At 65.0% G+C, this 15712-nt stretch carries 14 protein-coding genes; 12 read left to right on the plus strand and 2 right to left on the minus strand.

The genetic code is table 11. The annotated features are described in order from the left end of the window. The first annotated feature begins 11 nt into the window (after positions 1–11). Genes tssE through ACOJB8_RS29490 form a run of 7 tightly spaced genes read left to right on the plus strand, consistent with a single transcriptional unit; the run spans position 12 to position 9030 of the window. Positions 12–506, plus strand: coding sequence for a type VI secretion system baseplate subunit TssE (gene tssE, locus ACOJB8_RS29460; RefSeq protein ID WP_368605829.1), 495 nt, complete (start codon positions 12–14; stop codon positions 504–506). Further along, entirely contained in the window at positions 490–2277 is a 1788-nt protein-coding gene (tssF, locus tag ACOJB8_RS29465; protein WP_475015760.1) for a type VI secretion system baseplate subunit TssF, read from the plus strand. Before tssE ends, tssF begins: the two co-directional genes overlap by 17 nt. Further along, entirely contained in the window at positions 2241–3371 is a 1131-nt protein-coding gene (gene tssG, locus ACOJB8_RS29470; RefSeq protein ID WP_475015761.1) for a type VI secretion system baseplate subunit TssG, read from the plus strand. The genes tssF and tssG overlap by 37 nt, the downstream gene beginning before the upstream one ends. Continuing rightward, the gene (gene tssH / locus ACOJB8_RS29475) at positions 3368–6022 is read left to right on the plus strand and encodes a type VI secretion system ATPase TssH (RefSeq protein WP_475015763.1); all 2655 of its coding nucleotides are present in this window, start codon (positions 3368–3370) and stop codon (positions 6020–6022) included. The genes tssG and tssH overlap by 4 nt, the downstream gene beginning before the upstream one ends. Positions 6023–6059: 37 nt before the next feature. Continuing rightward, positions 6060–8048, plus strand: a complete 1989-nt coding sequence (locus ACOJB8_RS29480; protein WP_475015765.1) for a type VI secretion system Vgr family protein — start codon at positions 6060–6062, stop codon at positions 8046–8048. 7 nt (positions 8049–8055) lie between these two features. Then, a complete protein-coding gene (locus ACOJB8_RS29485; RefSeq protein WP_368728686.1) occupies positions 8056–8601 on the plus strand; it encodes a toxin-antitoxin system YwqK family antitoxin in 546 nt (181 codons plus the stop codon). Between the two features lie 33 nt (positions 8602–8634). Then, positions 8635–9030 carry a DUF4280 domain-containing protein gene (locus tag ACOJB8_RS29490; RefSeq protein WP_342946197.1) on the plus strand — a complete coding sequence of 132 codons (396 nt, stop codon included), beginning with the start codon at positions 8635–8637 and terminating at the stop codon, positions 9028–9030. An 83-nt stretch (positions 9031–9113) separates the two neighbouring features. Here ACOJB8_RS29490 and ACOJB8_RS29495 read toward each other — a convergent pair whose 3' ends face one another. After that, positions 9114–9608 (minus strand): hypothetical protein, encoded by a 495-nt coding sequence (locus tag ACOJB8_RS29495; RefSeq protein ID WP_342946198.1) that lies wholly within the window; start codon positions 9606–9608, stop codon positions 9114–9116. 268 nt (positions 9609–9876) lie between these two features. On the opposite strand from ACOJB8_RS29495, the gene ACOJB8_RS29500 reads away from it, so the two are divergent. The 4 genes from ACOJB8_RS29500 to ACOJB8_RS29515 all read left to right on the plus strand — a co-directional run bounded on the left by ACOJB8_RS29500 (position 9877) and on the right by ACOJB8_RS29515 (position 13452). Beyond that, positions 9877–11460: an alpha/beta hydrolase family protein gene (locus ACOJB8_RS29500; protein ID WP_475015767.1), complete on the plus strand. Its 1584-nt coding sequence runs from the start codon at positions 9877–9879 to the stop codon at positions 11458–11460. 448 nt (positions 11461–11908) lie between these two features. Continuing rightward, positions 11909–12325 carry a hypothetical protein gene (locus tag ACOJB8_RS29505; protein WP_342946200.1) on the plus strand — a complete coding sequence of 139 codons (417 nt, stop codon included), beginning with the start codon at positions 11909–11911 and terminating at the stop codon, positions 12323–12325. Next, the gene (locus tag ACOJB8_RS29510; RefSeq protein ID WP_342946201.1) at positions 12322–12888 is read left to right on the plus strand and encodes a MerR family transcriptional regulator; all 567 of its coding nucleotides are present in this window, start codon (positions 12322–12324) and stop codon (positions 12886–12888) included. Before ACOJB8_RS29505 ends, ACOJB8_RS29510 begins: the two co-directional genes overlap by 4 nt. Before the next feature lie 144 nt (positions 12889–13032). Next, complete coding sequence (locus ACOJB8_RS29515) at positions 13033–13452, plus strand: ester cyclase (protein WP_342946202.1); 420 nt, start codon at positions 13033–13035, stop codon at positions 13450–13452. A 67-nt stretch (positions 13453–13519) separates the two neighbouring features. On the opposite strand, the gene ACOJB8_RS29520 is transcribed toward ACOJB8_RS29515, so the two are convergent. After that, positions 13520–14788 carry an NAD(P)/FAD-dependent oxidoreductase gene (locus tag ACOJB8_RS29520; protein ID WP_342946203.1) on the minus strand — a complete coding sequence of 423 codons (1269 nt, stop codon included), beginning with the start codon at positions 14786–14788 and terminating at the stop codon, positions 13520–13522. Positions 14789–14971: 183 nt separating this feature from the next. On the opposite strand from ACOJB8_RS29520, the gene ACOJB8_RS29525 reads away from it, so the two are divergent. Next, positions 14972–15709 (plus strand): class I SAM-dependent methyltransferase, encoded by a 738-nt coding sequence (locus tag ACOJB8_RS29525; RefSeq protein ID WP_475015769.1) that lies wholly within the window; start codon positions 14972–14974, stop codon positions 15707–15709. Positions 15710–15712: the final 3 nt, after the last annotated feature.

The following is a 15712-nucleotide window of genomic DNA, read 5'->3' on the forward strand; positions in this document are numbered from 1 at the left end:
GCGCACCGCCTATGGCGAACGTCCGCGCCTTCATCGCCATCGCGCCCATGCCGCTCTTCGAGCGGCTGGCCGACGACGCGCCCTTCGACGCGCACGAGTCCGTCGACGAGCTCGCGGCGCGCACACTGGACGCGGCCGGCTTGCGCGCGTCGGTGCGCGCGGAGTTGCTGCGCCTTCTCAACACGCGCCGCGGCACGCCACGCCTGCCGCGCGCGCCGGACGTCCTGCTTTACGGCCTGCCCGACTGGAGCGGCCAAAGCGCGGCACGCGCGGAGGACCGGGCGGTGATCGAGCGCGAAGTGGCCGAGGCGATCCGCGCGTTCGAGCCGCGCCTTCGCGAGCCGCGCGTGAAAATCGAAGCGGACGCCGCCGCGCCATGGCGGCTGTGCCTGCGCATTCGGGGAACGCTGCGCGGCAGCGACGGCGTGGAGCACGTCGTCACCTATGTCGCCGGGCAGGATGGCGAAACGCAGTCCATCGGGATCGTCGATGAACGACTCGCTTGATGCGCAACTGCTCGACTACTACCAGCGCGAGCTGACTTATCTGCGCCGCGCGAGCGAAGGCTTTGCGCAGCGTTATCCGAAGATCGCCCGGCGGCTCGAACTCGGCCCCGGCGAGAGCGCCGATCCGAACGTCGAACGCCTGATCGAAAGCTTCGCGATGCTAACCGCCCGCCTCCAGCGCACGCTCGACGACGAATACACCACGCTCACGGACGGCCTTCTCGAACAGTTTTATCCCTACGCGTCGCGGCCGGTGCCTTCCATGACGATCGTGCAGTTCGAGCCCGATCCCACGCAAGGCAGCATCGCCGCGGGCTATCGCGTGCCGCGCGACACGACCCTCATGCACGTGGACGCGAGCGGCGCGACGATCCACTGGCGCACGTGCAGCGACGTCACGCTCTGGCCGATCACCCTCGCCGCCGCCCAGTTGCTCGACGCCGAGGAAGCCCAGGCGCTCACCGGCAACGCGTCGCTGCAATCGGCACTGCGGCTCACGCTGCGGGGCATCGGGCCGCACAAGCTGGGCGCGCTGCCGATCGAGCGCTTGCGCGTGCGCCTCACGGGGTCGCCCGTCACCTCCGCCGCGCTCTACGACCTGCTCGGCGCACACAGCGCCGCCACCTGGCTGCAGACCCCCGAGGGTACGTTGCAGGCGCAACGCGGCCTGCCCTCCCCGGTTGGCTTCGACGAGGAAGACGCGCTGCTGCCGCTCGAAGACGGTGCGCATCCGGCCTGCCGACTGCTCGTCGAGTACTTCGCCTTTCCCGAGAAGTTCGCGTTCTTCGATCTGCCGTTCAAGCCGCCTGCGGATGCACTCGACAGCCTCGATCTCGTGATCGGCTTCACGGCCGCCCCGCGCGGGCGCTTCACGCTGCATACGCAGGATATCCAGCTCGGCTGCGCGAGCGCGCTCAATCTGTTCGCGCGCACCTCCGAACCCTTGCGGCCCGACGGGACGGCGCGTGAAATGCGCGTGAGCCCCGACGCGCACCGCGAATCGAGCACCGAGATCTACGCCGTGCGCAACGTGCGCGCCGTGGCGGGCCGCACGGTCACGGACGTGCCGCCCTGGTACGGCTCGATGCACGGCGCGGATTCGGCTGTGTACTGGTACGCGCGGCGCGTGAGCGGGCTGCATCCGTCACGTCCCGGCAGCGATGTCATGCTCACATTCGTCGATACGCGCTTCAATCCCGCCGCGCCCGCAGCGCGCACGCTCACTGCGGATCTGTTGTGTACCAATCGTCATCTGGCCCACCGGCTCGCGCCGGGCGCCGCGCTGTCGTTCGAAGTGCCGGGCCCCGTGGCGAGCGTGCGCATTGCGCATCGGCCCACGCCGCAGATCGTGGCCGCGCTCGACGGCACGTCGCGCTGGCGCCTCGTGTCGCAGCTCGTCCTCAATCACACGTCGATCGTGGAAGGCCCGCAGGCGCTGCAGTCGCTGCGCGAAATGCTGATGCTCCACAATCTCGGCGCGCATGCCCCGTCGCAGCGCCAGATCGCGGGGCTCGTGGCCGTGTCGAGCGAACCCATCGTCGCGCATGTCGGTACGGACCGTTGGCGCGGCTGGCGCAACGGACTCGGCGTGCGAATCGAACTCGACGAAGCGAGCTTTGTCGGCGCGAGCACCGTGCTCTTTTCCGGCGTGCTCGCGCAATTTTTCTCGCTCTATGCGAGCGTCAACCGTTTCGTACAGACCTCGCTCGTGCGCGACGGTCGGGAGATCCGCACATGGCGGCCGACGATGGGCAGCCCGCTCGTTCTCTGACGCAGCGGCTGTTCGACGAACCGCACGCGTTCGAATTCACGCAGGCCGTGCGCCTGCTCGAGTTGTTGCAGCCGCACGCGCAGCCGCTCGGGACCGGGCTCGACCCCGGCCAGGAAGCGCTCGCGTTGAGCGGCAATCTGTCTCCCGCGTTTCCGGCGAGCGCGCTCGGGCCATTGCGGCGCGGCTTACCGCGCTCGCTCGCTTTTGCGCTTCAGGCGGGGGAAGAAGCATCCGCACAATCCGGACATGCGGGACCGCCCCAGCTCCAGGTCAACGCGTTCGCGCTTGGCGGCCCGAACGGCCCCTTACCCGGTGCATGGCAGGAATGGCTGCAGGACCGTCTGCGCCGCAAGGACCGCTCGGCGGCGGCGTTTCTCGACATCTTCCAGCACCGGCTGCTGGCGCTGCTCTATCGTGCACAGCGCAAGTACCGCAGCGCCGAGCCGCTGCCCGCCACGACGCAACGCTCGGCCGATGTCGTGCTGCGCGCGCTGACGGGCAACGCCTCGCTGAACTCGCGCGCCTCGTACAACCGCGCGGGGCAGGAAGCCGCAATACCGCCCGAGCCGCTCGACCTGCGCGCCGTGCTGGCGCGCGCGGGCCTCTTCGCGAACCGTCGACGCTCGATCGCGGGTTTCGACGTCATGGTGCTGCATCATTTCCGCGTGCACGTGCGCTCGACGCCGTTCGAAGGCGGATGGCGCACGCTGCCTCCGGCGAGCCGCACGGCGATCGGCTCCGGTGGACGCAACCGGCGGCTCGGTCAGGATGCCGTAGCGGGCACGAGGATCTGGGACGAACACCAGGGCATACGCGTGCGGCTGGGTCCGCTCAGGCGTGCGCAGTACGAAGCCTTCCTGCCCGGCGCGCCCGCTCACGAAGCACTGAATTCGCTGGCCGCCGAATGGTTCGGCGCCGAACTCAAGGTGCATCTCGAACTGCAGCTCGCCGCGGGCGAATTGCCGCGCGCGCGCCTCTCGCGGCACGCGCCGCTGAGGCTCGGCTGGACCGCCTGGGCCGGCGCCGCGGAATCGGCGCCCGCGCGCCTCACGCGCCTCGCGCCCGAAGACGTTCCGGGGCGTACCGGGCCGTGACGCTCGATCTCAAGACGCTCGTTGCGCGCCTCGAGCGCGAGCCGCGCGAAGCCCTCGAACGCGCCGCGCAGCAATGCCTGCGCGAAACACATTTCGTGGTCGAAATCGAACACTGGCTGCTCGCGCTCGCCGAACCCGAGGGCGGCGATCTCGCGGGCGTGCTGCCGCACTTCGGCGTGGACCGCGCCGCGCTCGGCGCCGAGATCCGCATGACGATCGCGCGCTTCAAGCGCGGCAACACGGGCATGCCGTCGTTCTCGCCCGACCTGCTCGTGTGGCTCCAGGACGCGCTCGTGCAATCCACCGTCGTGCTCCAGCAACCGCGCGTGCGCGCGGCGACGCTGCTTATCGCCCTGCTCGAAAACGACACGCTGCGCGCACGCGCCGTGCATGGGGCGCCCACGCTGCTGCGCGTGGCGAGCGCCGCGCTGCGCGCCAATATGAGTGTCTGGCTCGCGCCTATCGAAGCGATGTCGCCGCTTGCGTCGACATTGCCGATCGCACCGCTCGAAGCGGCCATGGACGACAGCGCGAGCCTTCCCGTGCTGACCGGTGCCCTCAAGCCCGAGGCGCCAGCGCCCGCCCTGCTCGACCAATACACGCTCGACCTCACCGCCGAAGCGCGGGCCGGACGCATCGACCCGATCATCGGACGCAATGCGGAGATTCGCCAAACGCTCGACATCCTGTTGCGGCGGCGACAGAACAACCCGTTGCTCGTGGGCGCGCCCGGCGTGGGCAAGACGGCCGTGGTCGAAGGTCTCGCGCTGCGCATCGCGGCGGGCGACGTGCCGCCGCCGCTTGCGGAAGTCTCGCTGCGCATGCTCGACCTCGCGCTGCTGCAGGCGGGAGCTGGCCTGAAAGGCGAGTTCGAGCGGCGTCTGCGCGCCGTGATCGATGAAGCGCGGCACTCGCCGCGACCGGTGGTGCTCTTCATCGACGAGGCCCATACGATGATCGGCGCAGGCGGCGCGGAAGGCGGCAGCGACGCCGCCAATCTGCTCAAGCCCGCCCTTGCGCGCGGCGAGCTGCGCACGATCGCGGCCACGACGTGGCTCGAATACAAGAAGTACTTCGAGCGCGACCCCGCGCTCGCGCGGCGCTTCCAGCTCGTGCAGATCGAGGCGCCCGACGAGCCGACGGCCATCGCGATGCTGCGCGCGCTCGCACAAAAGTTCGAAGCGCATCACAACGTGACGATCCTCGACGCCGCCATCGTCGATGCGGTGAAACTCTCGCACCGGTACATCTCCGCGCGCCAGTTGCCCGACAAAGCGATCGCCGTGCTCGATACCGCTTGCGCGCGCGTGGCGCTGGCGCAGCACGACACGCCGCCGCAACTCGAAGCGGCCAGGCACCGGCAGCGCGCGCTCGACGACGAGCTGCTGCGCCTGCGCACGGAAACGGTACTCGGCGCGAATCACACGCAGCGTCTCGCCGCGCTCGAAGCCGAACATGCGCACAACGCCACGCTCGTCGAGACGCTTGAGGGACGCTGGCGTGACGAAGCCGCTACCGTGCGTGAGATTCTCGCGGTACGCGCGAGTCTGGCCGCCCTCGACGCGGCGCCTCGCGATGCTTTCAACGAAGGCACGCACGAACCGCCAGAAAACGCGGACGCGAACGAGAACAACGAGGCCGCGGACCCGCGCGAAGACCTCGCCGCCGAACTGGCGCGCCTCGAAAGCGGCCTCGAAGCGATTCGCGACGACGACCCCATGGTGCCGGTTTGCGTGGACTCGAAAACCATCGCCGCCGTGATCGCAAGCTGGACCGGCATTCCCGTGGGCAAGATGCTCGCTGACGAAGCGCACGCCGTGCGCACGCTCAAGGGCCGTCTCGCGCAGCGTATCGTGGGGCAAGACGGGGCGCTCGACCGCATCGCCATGCGCATCCAGGCCTGGCGCGCGGGGCTCGCCGACCCGTTGCGCCCGGTAGGCGTTTTCCTGCTCGTGGGACCAACGGGGGTCGGCAAGACAGAGACGGCCTACGCCCTTGCGGATGCACTCTATGGCGGCGAGCGCAATCTCATCGTGATCGACCTCGCCGCGTATCAGGAAGCGCATGCCGTCTCGCAGCTGCGCGGCGCGCCGCCGGGCTATGTGGGCTATGCGAGCGGCGGCCAGCTCACCGAGGCGGTGCGCAGGCGCCCTTATAGCGTCGTCCTGCTCGACGAAATCGAAAAAGCGCATGTCGACGTGCTCGAAGCCTTCTACAACGTCTTCGACAAGGGCGTCATGGAAGACGGCACCGGGCTCGTGGTGGATTTTCGCAACACGGTGATCCTCGCCACCAGCAACGTCGGCGCCGAATTGCTGCTCAATACGCCTGCCGCAACGCTTGCCACCGATGCCTTTGCGCGGCGGCTGCACGAAGAACTGCTGCACGCGTTTCGCCCGGCGTTTCTCGCGCGCATGACCGCCGTGCCTTATGCGGCGCTCGACGACACGGTGCTGCGCGCCATCATCGAAAAGAAGCTCGAACAACTGCGCATACGGTACCGCGATGCGACGGGCAAACAGTTCGCCTTCGACAGCAGGATCATCGACGCCGTGCTCGCGCGCTGCCGCGCCGCGGGTGGTGCGCGCGAGATCGACAACGTGCTGATGAACGAGCTGGTCGGCACGCTCGCGCAGTGGGCGCTCGAATGACGATGCACACCACCAGCCACGAAACACTACCCTCGCGATGAACCGCCCCATCTCCGCCGACACCGATGCGCGCATCAGCCTCACCGGCAGCGCGTTCAGCACCCTCTTTCCCGCCAGCTTCGAAGCGCGCGAGGCACTGGACGCTCCCACCACGCTGACGCTGCACGCTCACGGCGGATTGCCGCCGCCCGCGCCCTCGGGCATGACGGCCAACCATGCAACGCTCTCGCTCGCGTGGGGCGAGTCGCCTCGGCTCATCGACGCCGTTTGCACGCGCGCCGCGCAGCTGCCCTCGACGATAGATGCCAGCCACTTCACCCTGGAACTGCGTTCGTGGTTGTGGCTGCTCACCCTCTCGCGAAACAACCGCATATTTCAGGGCAAAAACGCGCAGGAGATCATCCAGGCCGTATTCGGGGGGCACAGCTTGACGGACTACTCCTTCTCCATCACGGGCACGCCGGCTACGCGCGAATGGTGCGTGCAGTACGCGGAATCGGACTTTGCGTTCGTGAGCCGCCTTTGCGAAGAGGAAGGCTGGTTCTATTTCTTCCGCCACGATACGGGCAGCCATACGCTCGTCATTGCCGACAGCAACGACGCCTTCACGCCCTTGCCCGGCGACGCAACACTGCACTACACAGGCGGCACGAGCGGCACACGCGAATCGACGCAGATCGTCCATTGCGAGGTCGTCGAAGAGACGGCCACCGGGCTCTTCTCGCATACCGACTACGCGTGGGAGACGCCGACCGCGCAGCTCTATTCGCAGGCACAGGCGGCGTCGAACGGGCATAGCGTGTACGAGTACCCAGGGCGCTATGCCACCAGTGGCGATGGCTCCACGCTCTCCAGGCACCGCGTGGACGCGCTGCGTGCACCCACACGAATCCTCATTGGCGAAAGCGACTGCCGCGCGCTGGCGCCGGGTTGCCGCTTTACGCTGGCCGATCACGAATCGAGCGACGCCAACATCGAATGGGTCGTACGCAGCGTGATTCACGAAGCCGACCACAACCGTTATCGCAACCGCTTCGAAGCGTTTCCGTTCGCGACGACATGGCGGCCCGCGCGTATCACGCCGCGCCCCTTCATGCCCACGCAGACCGCGACGGTGGTGGGCAAGAGCGGCGAGGAGTTGTGGACGGATCAGTACGGCCGCGTGAAGGTTCAGTTTCACTGGGACCGCGACGGCCAGAACGACGAACAGAGTTCGTGCTGGATTCGCGTGGCACAGCCATGGGCGAGCAAGCGCTTTGGCATGCAGTTCATGCCGCGCGTGGGCGACGAAGTCGTGGTGACTTTCATCGACGGCGATCCAGACCGGCCGCTCATTACGGGCAGCGTGTATAACGGCGCGAACCTGCCGCCTTATACGCTGCCCGACAACCAGACGCAATCCGGCATCAAGACGAATACCTCGAAAGGCGGCAACGGTTTCAACGAATTGCGTTTCGAAGACAAACAGGACAGCGAGGAAATCTTCCTGCAGGCGCAAAAGGACCTGAACGCCAAGGTGATCAACGACGCGACGTGGACCATAGACCACAACGAAACGAGCACGATCAAGAACGACCGCGCGCATACGATCAAGGAAGGCAACGATACGCTCACGGTCGAACAGGGCAACCGCATCACGACCGTCAAGACGGGCGACGAAACCGTCGACATCAAAGGCGCACGCACCGTGAAAGCCGGCGGCAACGAGACGCGGACCGTGGGCGGCAATCTCGATCAGACAGTGACGGGCAACATGACGCTCACTGTGGACGGCAACCTCACCATCAAGGTGAGCGGCACGCTAACGCTGCAGAGCACGGGCAACCTCACGGCGAAGAGCGACGCGTCGCTGACGAATCAGGCCGCCGTGTCACTCACGAATCAGGCCGGGACGTCGCTGACCAACAAGTCGGACGGCACGCTTTCGAACGAGGCGCAGAGCGTGACGAACAAGGGCGCCGTACAGCAGACGGTGGACGGCGGCGGCATGCTGGTGGTCAAGGGCGGCATCGTGAAGATCAACTGAGGCGAGCATGGAGACGATTCGACCGGTCACGATAGAACGCGACGACACGCGCATTGAAGGCGCGACGCTGGGCGGCGCGCTGCACGGCCCCGTGCGCATCGAGACGGAAGGACGCCCCGTCGCGATGATGCGTTACGCGAACGGCGTGCTCAGCGGCCCGGCCACCTATTTCTATCCTGAGGGCAATTCCTCAGCGCAAGTGCAGTATGCGAACGGAAAGCTCGACGGCAAGGCGCTTTTCTACCACCCCGATGGAAAGATCCAGCGCGAGGAGCACTACGCGAACGGCGTGCTGCACGGCGTATCGCGCACCTGGCTGGCCGACGGCACGCTGCTCGAAGAAGCGCATTACCGCAACGGCAAGCTGCATGGGGTCTTGCAACGATTCCATCCGAATGGTTGCCTCGCGCTGCGGCAGTCGTTCAATGCCGGAAAACCGCTCGAAGCGGCGAAACGTTATACCGACGACAACCGCCCGCTAGCGGCGGACGGCAAGCCGCTGCCGCGTTGGAAACAATGGTGGCAGTCGCTCGCCAATCCGTCTTCGGCCTGATCCTCGCGCAGGCAACGCACAAGGAGGTACATCATGACCAGTCCGCAAGTCTGCGCCGGTGCCACATTGCAATGCTCGTTCGGCGGCGCGCCGGGCACGCTGAACGTTCTCCCCGTCAATCGCGTGCTAGTGAGCGGCGTGCCCGCCGCGACGATTGCCGACTCGATTCCCGTCGCCAATATCACGCCGTTCGCGCTGTGCCAAAGCCCGGCGAATCCCACAGTGATCGCCGCGACCGCCGCGGCGCTGGGTGTGTTTACGCCGATGCCCTGCGTTCCGGCTACACCGTCGCCGTGGATTCCCGGCGGTGCGCCAACCGTGACGCTGGGCGCCATGCCGGCGCTGGATGCTCAAGGTACGCTCGTTTGCATTTGGGGCGGCGTGATCAAAGTGGTGCAGCCGGGGCAGGTAACTACGCTTGTGCCGTAGGGCGCGGTCGGCGACGCAAGGACGCCCGGCGCTACGCCAAAGGGAAAGCGATACGTCCGAAATCGCTCGCTTCGATCTGAATGTCAGCCCGGCGTTGCGTGCGCCGATCCGAGGCCGAGCATATGTAGCGCAAAGGCGCGCATGATATCCTGCACCGCGTTGGTCAGGACGCCTGTAAAACTAGCACTGAAGACTTTCTGAGGCCCCTTTCCGAGGATCTCGACTTTGCTTGTGTGCGAAAACACGACATTCGGCACCGCCCCCCCACTAATAACAAAATCGTAATACGCGCTCGGCTTGTTCTTCACGGTGTATGTCGTCCCGGCTTTCTTCCCTTTTTTGGTATCGAGATGAATAGGTGCCGGCCGCTCTGCGGTTACGTGGCAGGAATTCGCCACGCCACCATTCGCGAGCGGTACGGTGATGTGATACTCCTCGTTCTGAATCTCGAATGGCAAGTAAATAAGGGTGCCGCCTTCGTCTGTCGCGTCATCGTAGGTAGCTGCCGCGGGGAGGATTCCGCCTAATGCGACCGCATTGTCCCAGTCTGTCTTGATGTTCGAGAAAACGAGAGGCATTGCCGATCTCCTGGTAGTTGAATGTGTGATCCTTCTGAGTAGATAGTAGCCCGTCGGATCGCAATTCGCCTTTTATTTTATGAACAATAGACGTTTTATTACATAGGATCCCAATCATCCGGAAAACACCTGCGCACACTCTTCATCAAGCACTTCACTGGAAAATTGTTCCCACAACCAGTAGCAAATGCCGAATTCGTTTACCTATACTCGTTTCACTCTGCAAGGCAGCCCCATTTTCCGAACACCAGCAAAAACGGAGCGTGAAATGCGAGGAGCGATGCTTAAGACGGGTTGGCTACTGCTGACTTTCCTTTTGTCGAGTGCCAGTGTTGTCGCGCAGGCCGCCTCGACATGCAGCGGCTTGAGTTGTTTTTTCCGCGGTCAGCTAGTCGAGCAGAGAACAAGCTTGCGCCTGAGCGCAAGCGACTTCACGAAACTGCTAAACACGAACGCAACGGGTCAGCAATTGCTGCAAGTCGCCGGCACGCCGCGCTGCGACATCGAAATCAAGTACTTCCGCTACCTCACGATAGGCGGCGCAGGCGAACCCACCATGTCGAGCGCCGCGCTGATGATCCCCGGCGGCGGCGCCTCGTGTACGGGGCCGCGTCCGCTCATGCTGTACGCACACGGCACTACGACCTACCGGAACTACAACATCGCCGACATTACTCAAGCGGACCCGGCCAACGGTGACGGCGCGGGCGAAGGCATTGCGGTGGCGGCGATCTACGCGGCGCAAGGTTATCTCGTCGTGGCTAGCAACTATGCCGGCTACTCGGGCTCCCCCTTGCCGTATCACCCCTATCTGAACGGCGACCAGCAATCCGCCGACATGATCGACTCATTGCGCGCGGCCCGATTCGCCATGGCCCTTCCCGACCCGGCAAACAAGACGCGTGAGAACGGCAAGCTGTTCGTCACTGGATATTCGCAAGGCGGCTACGTGGCGCTCGCGACCCACCGCGCGCTGCAGGCGGCCGGCATCAACGTCACGGCTTCCGCGCCGGGCTCGGGTCCGTATGCGCTGGGCGCCATGGCGGATGCCTTCGTCCAGGGCGAGGTCGACCTCGGCTCGACGATCTTTACGGTGCTGGTGACCACGAGCTACCAGCACGCCTACGGCAATATCTATCGCAAGCCGGGCGACTTTTTCGAGGCGCCCTATGCCCCTGGGATAGAGAACCTGCTGCCGAGCGTCACGTCAATGGACACGCTATTCGCCAAAGGCAAACTGCCCGCAACGCAGCTCTTCAGCAGCACGCCGCCTGCGCCACAGTTCGCTTCGTTGACGCCGCCTCTCGCGCCGCCCCTGGCGCCCGCTGAATTGACGCCGCTCTTCGCGATGGGATTCGGCACCGCGAATCTCGTGCGCAATGCCTATCGCCTGAGCATGCTCGAAGACGCCATCGCCAATCCCGATGGCGCCTTTCCCACGCCGACCGCCGCGATGGCCCCCGCTGCGAGCCCGGCCCAGCCGCTGCGCCAGGCGTTCAGGCGCAACGATCTGCGCAACTGGGTGCCGCGCTCGCCCGTGCTGCTATGCGGCGGCCACCTCGACCCAATGGTGTTCTTTTTCAATGCGGCGATCGAGCAGGCCTACTGGAAGCACGCCAACGTCGCGCCGGGCCTGACCAGCGTGCTCGACGTCGACTCGGCGCCAGGCGCGAACGATCCGTTTGCCGCGGTCAAAGCTGGCTTCGCTCAGGCCAAGGCGGCAGTCGCCGCGCAGGCGGTTCAGGGTGGTGCAACGGATGGCGGGCTTTCCGCAGTGCTTCAGGTCTACCACGCCGACATCGTCGCGCCGTTCTGCATGGTCGCGGCGCGCGGGTTCTTCGGCAATTTATGATTGGCGGCCGCGATCGAGAACGCGATCAAGGGCAATCCGGCGTTCAAGCCTCATAAGGGGGAGCATAGTCAAAACGCCAAGGTCCATTGCTTTGCGGGTACGAATTGGCATGACTCGAAAAAGCACGAAACCGTTTCAGTCTCGGGCGTTAAATATAGTGGTGCCATTGAGGCCGACATTCTTGGCGAGACCTATACCAACTTTTAGTCGAGAGCCGCTTGACATACAGCTTCATCGCTCCCTCAGACCAGACATGGGGCGCTTGCAGCCAACAAGCCGCCATGCGCCCCTTTCGATGGGCTAGAAGGCCTTTCACGCCTCGTGCAACACATTGAGCCTGAGCGTTCGACGGCACCAGTGAGCCGAAGCGGCACGAAGGCGCTTGACTCGACTACCGTAGTCACCTTCACGATCGATACCCTGTTCAACGGACAGGGTATCGATCGAAATGGAAACCGCCCGCGATCTCACCGACGACGCCTTCCTCGAAGCCTTTCTAAGCTGCAGGTTGCCACCGGCCGCGTTCAATCATCGCAATCATCTGCGCGTGGCGTGGATACACCTGCAGCGCTTCCCGCTGGACCAGGCGATCGAGCGCACCTGTGCCGGTATCGCGCAATACGCCACGCATCTCGGCGCGCCGGGCCGATACCACCGTACAATTACGGAAGCCTTGGTCCGGCTGATGGCGCATGCGGGCGCATCGGATCCATTGCACACGTTCGATGAGTTTCTCGCACACGCACCAGCCTTTTCCGGCGATTGCCGCGCGCTTGTCGCCGCGTACTATTCGCCCGCCAAGCTGAACCGGCCCGAAGCGCGCTTGTTCTTTCTCTCACCCGATAGACTTCCCTTGCCGTCATGACACGTCTCGCTCGTTTCACTCTCGGACGACTGGCGCGCGAGGCGGGACTCTCGCGTTCCTCGCTGCTGCACTATGAAACGCTGGGCTTGCTCGTGCCGGTCGCACGCAGCACCGCGGGCTACCGGCTCTACGATGAGACGCAACGCGAACGTCTACGCGCAATCTGCGCGTACCGGGCCGCCGGATTACCACTAGCCGCAATACGCGACGTCCTCGCGAACGAGGCAGACGCAGCCGCCCAGATCCTTGAAACGCATTTGATGGTGCTAACGGAGGAAATCGCGCGTCTCAAACAGCGTCAGAATGCAATTGCGACGTTGCTCGCGCAACCATCGTTTCGTCGGAGAGGAAAGAAGCGTGGCAAAGACGCGTGGGTGGCGATGCTGCGTAGCGCCGGCTTCGACGATGCGGAGATGGACAGGTGGCATGCAGAGTTCGAGGCAGAAAGCCCCGACTCGCATGCAGCGTTTCTGGCTTCGCTCGGGCTGACGCCCAAAGAGGTGAATGCCGTCCGCCGGCGCGCGAAGCTCACAGGCAACGCAGCCATCGGCCACGTAGCCTGATGAAAGTCATTGACAGTCAAACCTGGAAATGTGCGCCACCGCACGTTCTCGCGTGACTCCGACGCACGTCGTCGCGCTTGGCCGTCTACTCTGCAGCAACCGGCTTTCACTTCCCAATTTCGCCAACCAGGAGACGTTCATTCCATGCATGAAACAAGCGATAGGGTTCGCGCGTTCATCGAGGAAGTCCTGAATCAAGGGCAGATCGACGCCGCAGAGCGGTTTTTCTGGGAGGACATGGTCGAGCAGGTGCCGTTCCCCGGCCAGGGTCCCGGTATCGAGGGCCTCAAGGATGTCGTACGAGGGATGCGAGCCGCGTTCCCGGACATGCATTGGCGCGTCGAGGAACAACTCACGGAAGGCGACCGCGTGCTGACCCGCTTCGAGTGGACGGGCACGCACAGGGGAGCGTTCCTCGGCGTGGAAGCTACGGGGCGCGCCGTCAAGGTCTGGGGCATGGTCATCGACCGTTTTCAGGACGGCAGGATCAAGGAAACCCGCCTCCTCATGGACACGCTCGGGCTGATGATCCAGCTAGGCGCGGTTCCTCCACCGGGCCAGTGAAACCGCGATAACCTGGTTGGTCCCGCGTCCCGCTGCGGGACCAACCCAGTGCGCCCCTCTTCGCTCGTTACAACGACAGCTTGCACGCCTCATGCAGCGAAGTGAGTCTGCGCACGGGCTCCGCTACATAAGGGTTGCTCTCGTCCCACGCGTAGCCCGCCAGCACCGAGCTAATCATCCGACGGATCAAGGGTGTTTGGCGCGGGTAGTAAATGATGTCCTGCAGCTCGCCCGTGTACCAGCGCTCGACGAAGGCGCGGAACGTGTCGATCCCCTTGCGCAGCGGCACGTCGTATTCGGCCTGCCAGTCCACGGCCGCGCCGCCGAGCGCGCGCTCGAGTACCTTCACGGCCAGGTGCGCCGAACGCAGCGCGATGGTCACGCCCGAAGAAAACACCGGGTCAAGAAACTCGCCCGCGTTGCCGAGCAGCGCGAAGCCCGGGCCATGCAATCGTTCGACGTTGGCCGAATAACCGCCAATCTGGTTCACCGGCATGAGAAACGGCGCGTCGCCGATCAGGCGGTTCAGTGTCGGCTCCTCGCGAATGAGCGCGCGCAGCCGCGCCTCGCGTTCCGCTTGCGGCATGTCGAGGAAAGCGGCATCGGCAACACAGCCCACCGACGAGCGCCCGCCCGCGAGCGGGATCATCCAGAACCAGACGTCGCGGTGCTCGGGGTGTGTCGCGATGCAAATCTTGTTGCGGTCGAAGACGTCAAGCGGCAGCCCGTCGCGCACGTGACTGAAGATCGCGGCACGCGTCGGCATGCCGGTGGGCGCCTCCAGATCCAGGAGGCGCGGTAGCACGCGGCCAAATCCGCTCGCGTCGAGCACGAAACGCGCGTGCACTTCATAGCGCGCCTGGTTTTCGTCGATCGCCTCCAGCACCGGCGCGTCGCCCGTGCGCATGCCCGTCACCGTGTGGCCGAAGCGCACCTCGGCGCCCTGCTTCGCGGCGCAGCCGATCAACAGATCGTCGAACTTCGCGCGCTCGACCTGGTAGGTCGTGCCCCAGCCCTCTGAGTGTTTGTCGCGGAAGTCGTACGACGATACCTCGTCGCGCCACACGAAATGCGCGCCATTCTTGTACTGAAAGCCGGCTTCCACCACCGCCTGCAGCATGCCGGCCTCTTCCAGGTACGCCATGCTTTGCGGCAAGAGGCTCTCGCCGATCGAAAAGCGCGGGAAATGCTGGCGCTCCAGTACGAGCACCGAGCGTCCGGCCTTACGCAATAGGGCCGCAGCGACTGCGCCCGAGGGGCCCGCGCCGATGATCGCCACGTCGACGGTTTCGCGTCGCGCGGACGGCGTAACGGCTTCTCCAATGCTCTGTTCCATAGTCCTTTCCCTTCTCTGCGTCCTGACGCGCTCTGTTACGTCCTGTCACGTCCTGTTACGACTGTATGCCCAATGCAAGCGCACTTTGCTGCGCGAAACCGTGATTCTGACACCCCTCGCTGCGCCCTTGCATTTACAATGCCCATTCGCGTCCATGACCGCATTCGCAACGGGTGAAAAAATATGTCGGTTTCCGAATCAAATTACGTGCCGTTCGTCCCGGAAACGGCCTTCGGTATCTGGTTTCTCCGCACCCATACGTGGGAGCACCACGTGCTGCGCGTGGCGATCAACGACCTCAAGCGGCTCGTCGACGTGCCGTTGCCCGACGCGCCCGAAATCGTCGATGTCGGCTGCGGCCAGGGCAAGTCGTTCCGCCTGCTGGCCGAGGCTTTCCGCCCGCGCCGCATCGTCGGGGTCGACTATCACGAGGCGTCGCTCGAACTGGCGGCGCGTGCGGCACGCACGTGCCAGGACGAATTGCAGACGCAAACCGCGTTCGAACTGCTGCACGGCGATTGCGCGAGCCTGCCGTTACCCACGGCCAGCGCGGACATCGTCTTCTGCCACCAGACTTTCCATCACCTCGTCGAGCAGGAACGCGCGCTCGCGGAATTCCACCGCGTGCTCAAGCCGGGCGGCGTGCTGCTCTTCGCCGAATCCACTGAAGCTTATATCCGCTCGTGGGTCATCCGCCTGCTGTTCCGCCATCCCATGCACGTGCAGAAGAGCGCCAACGGCTACCTCGAAATGATTCGCGCAGCGGGTTTCCGTTTTTCGGAGCGCAATGTTTCGCTGCCCTATCTGTGGTGGAGCCGTGCCACCGATTTCGGTCTCTTCGAGCGCCTCGGCCTGCATCATCCCAAGCCTGGGAAGCGGCGCGAAACCCTGGTCAACGTAGCCGCCGTGAAGGCGGCATGAAGG

It is taken from the genome of Paraburkholderia sp. BR10141, assembly GCF_056155635.1.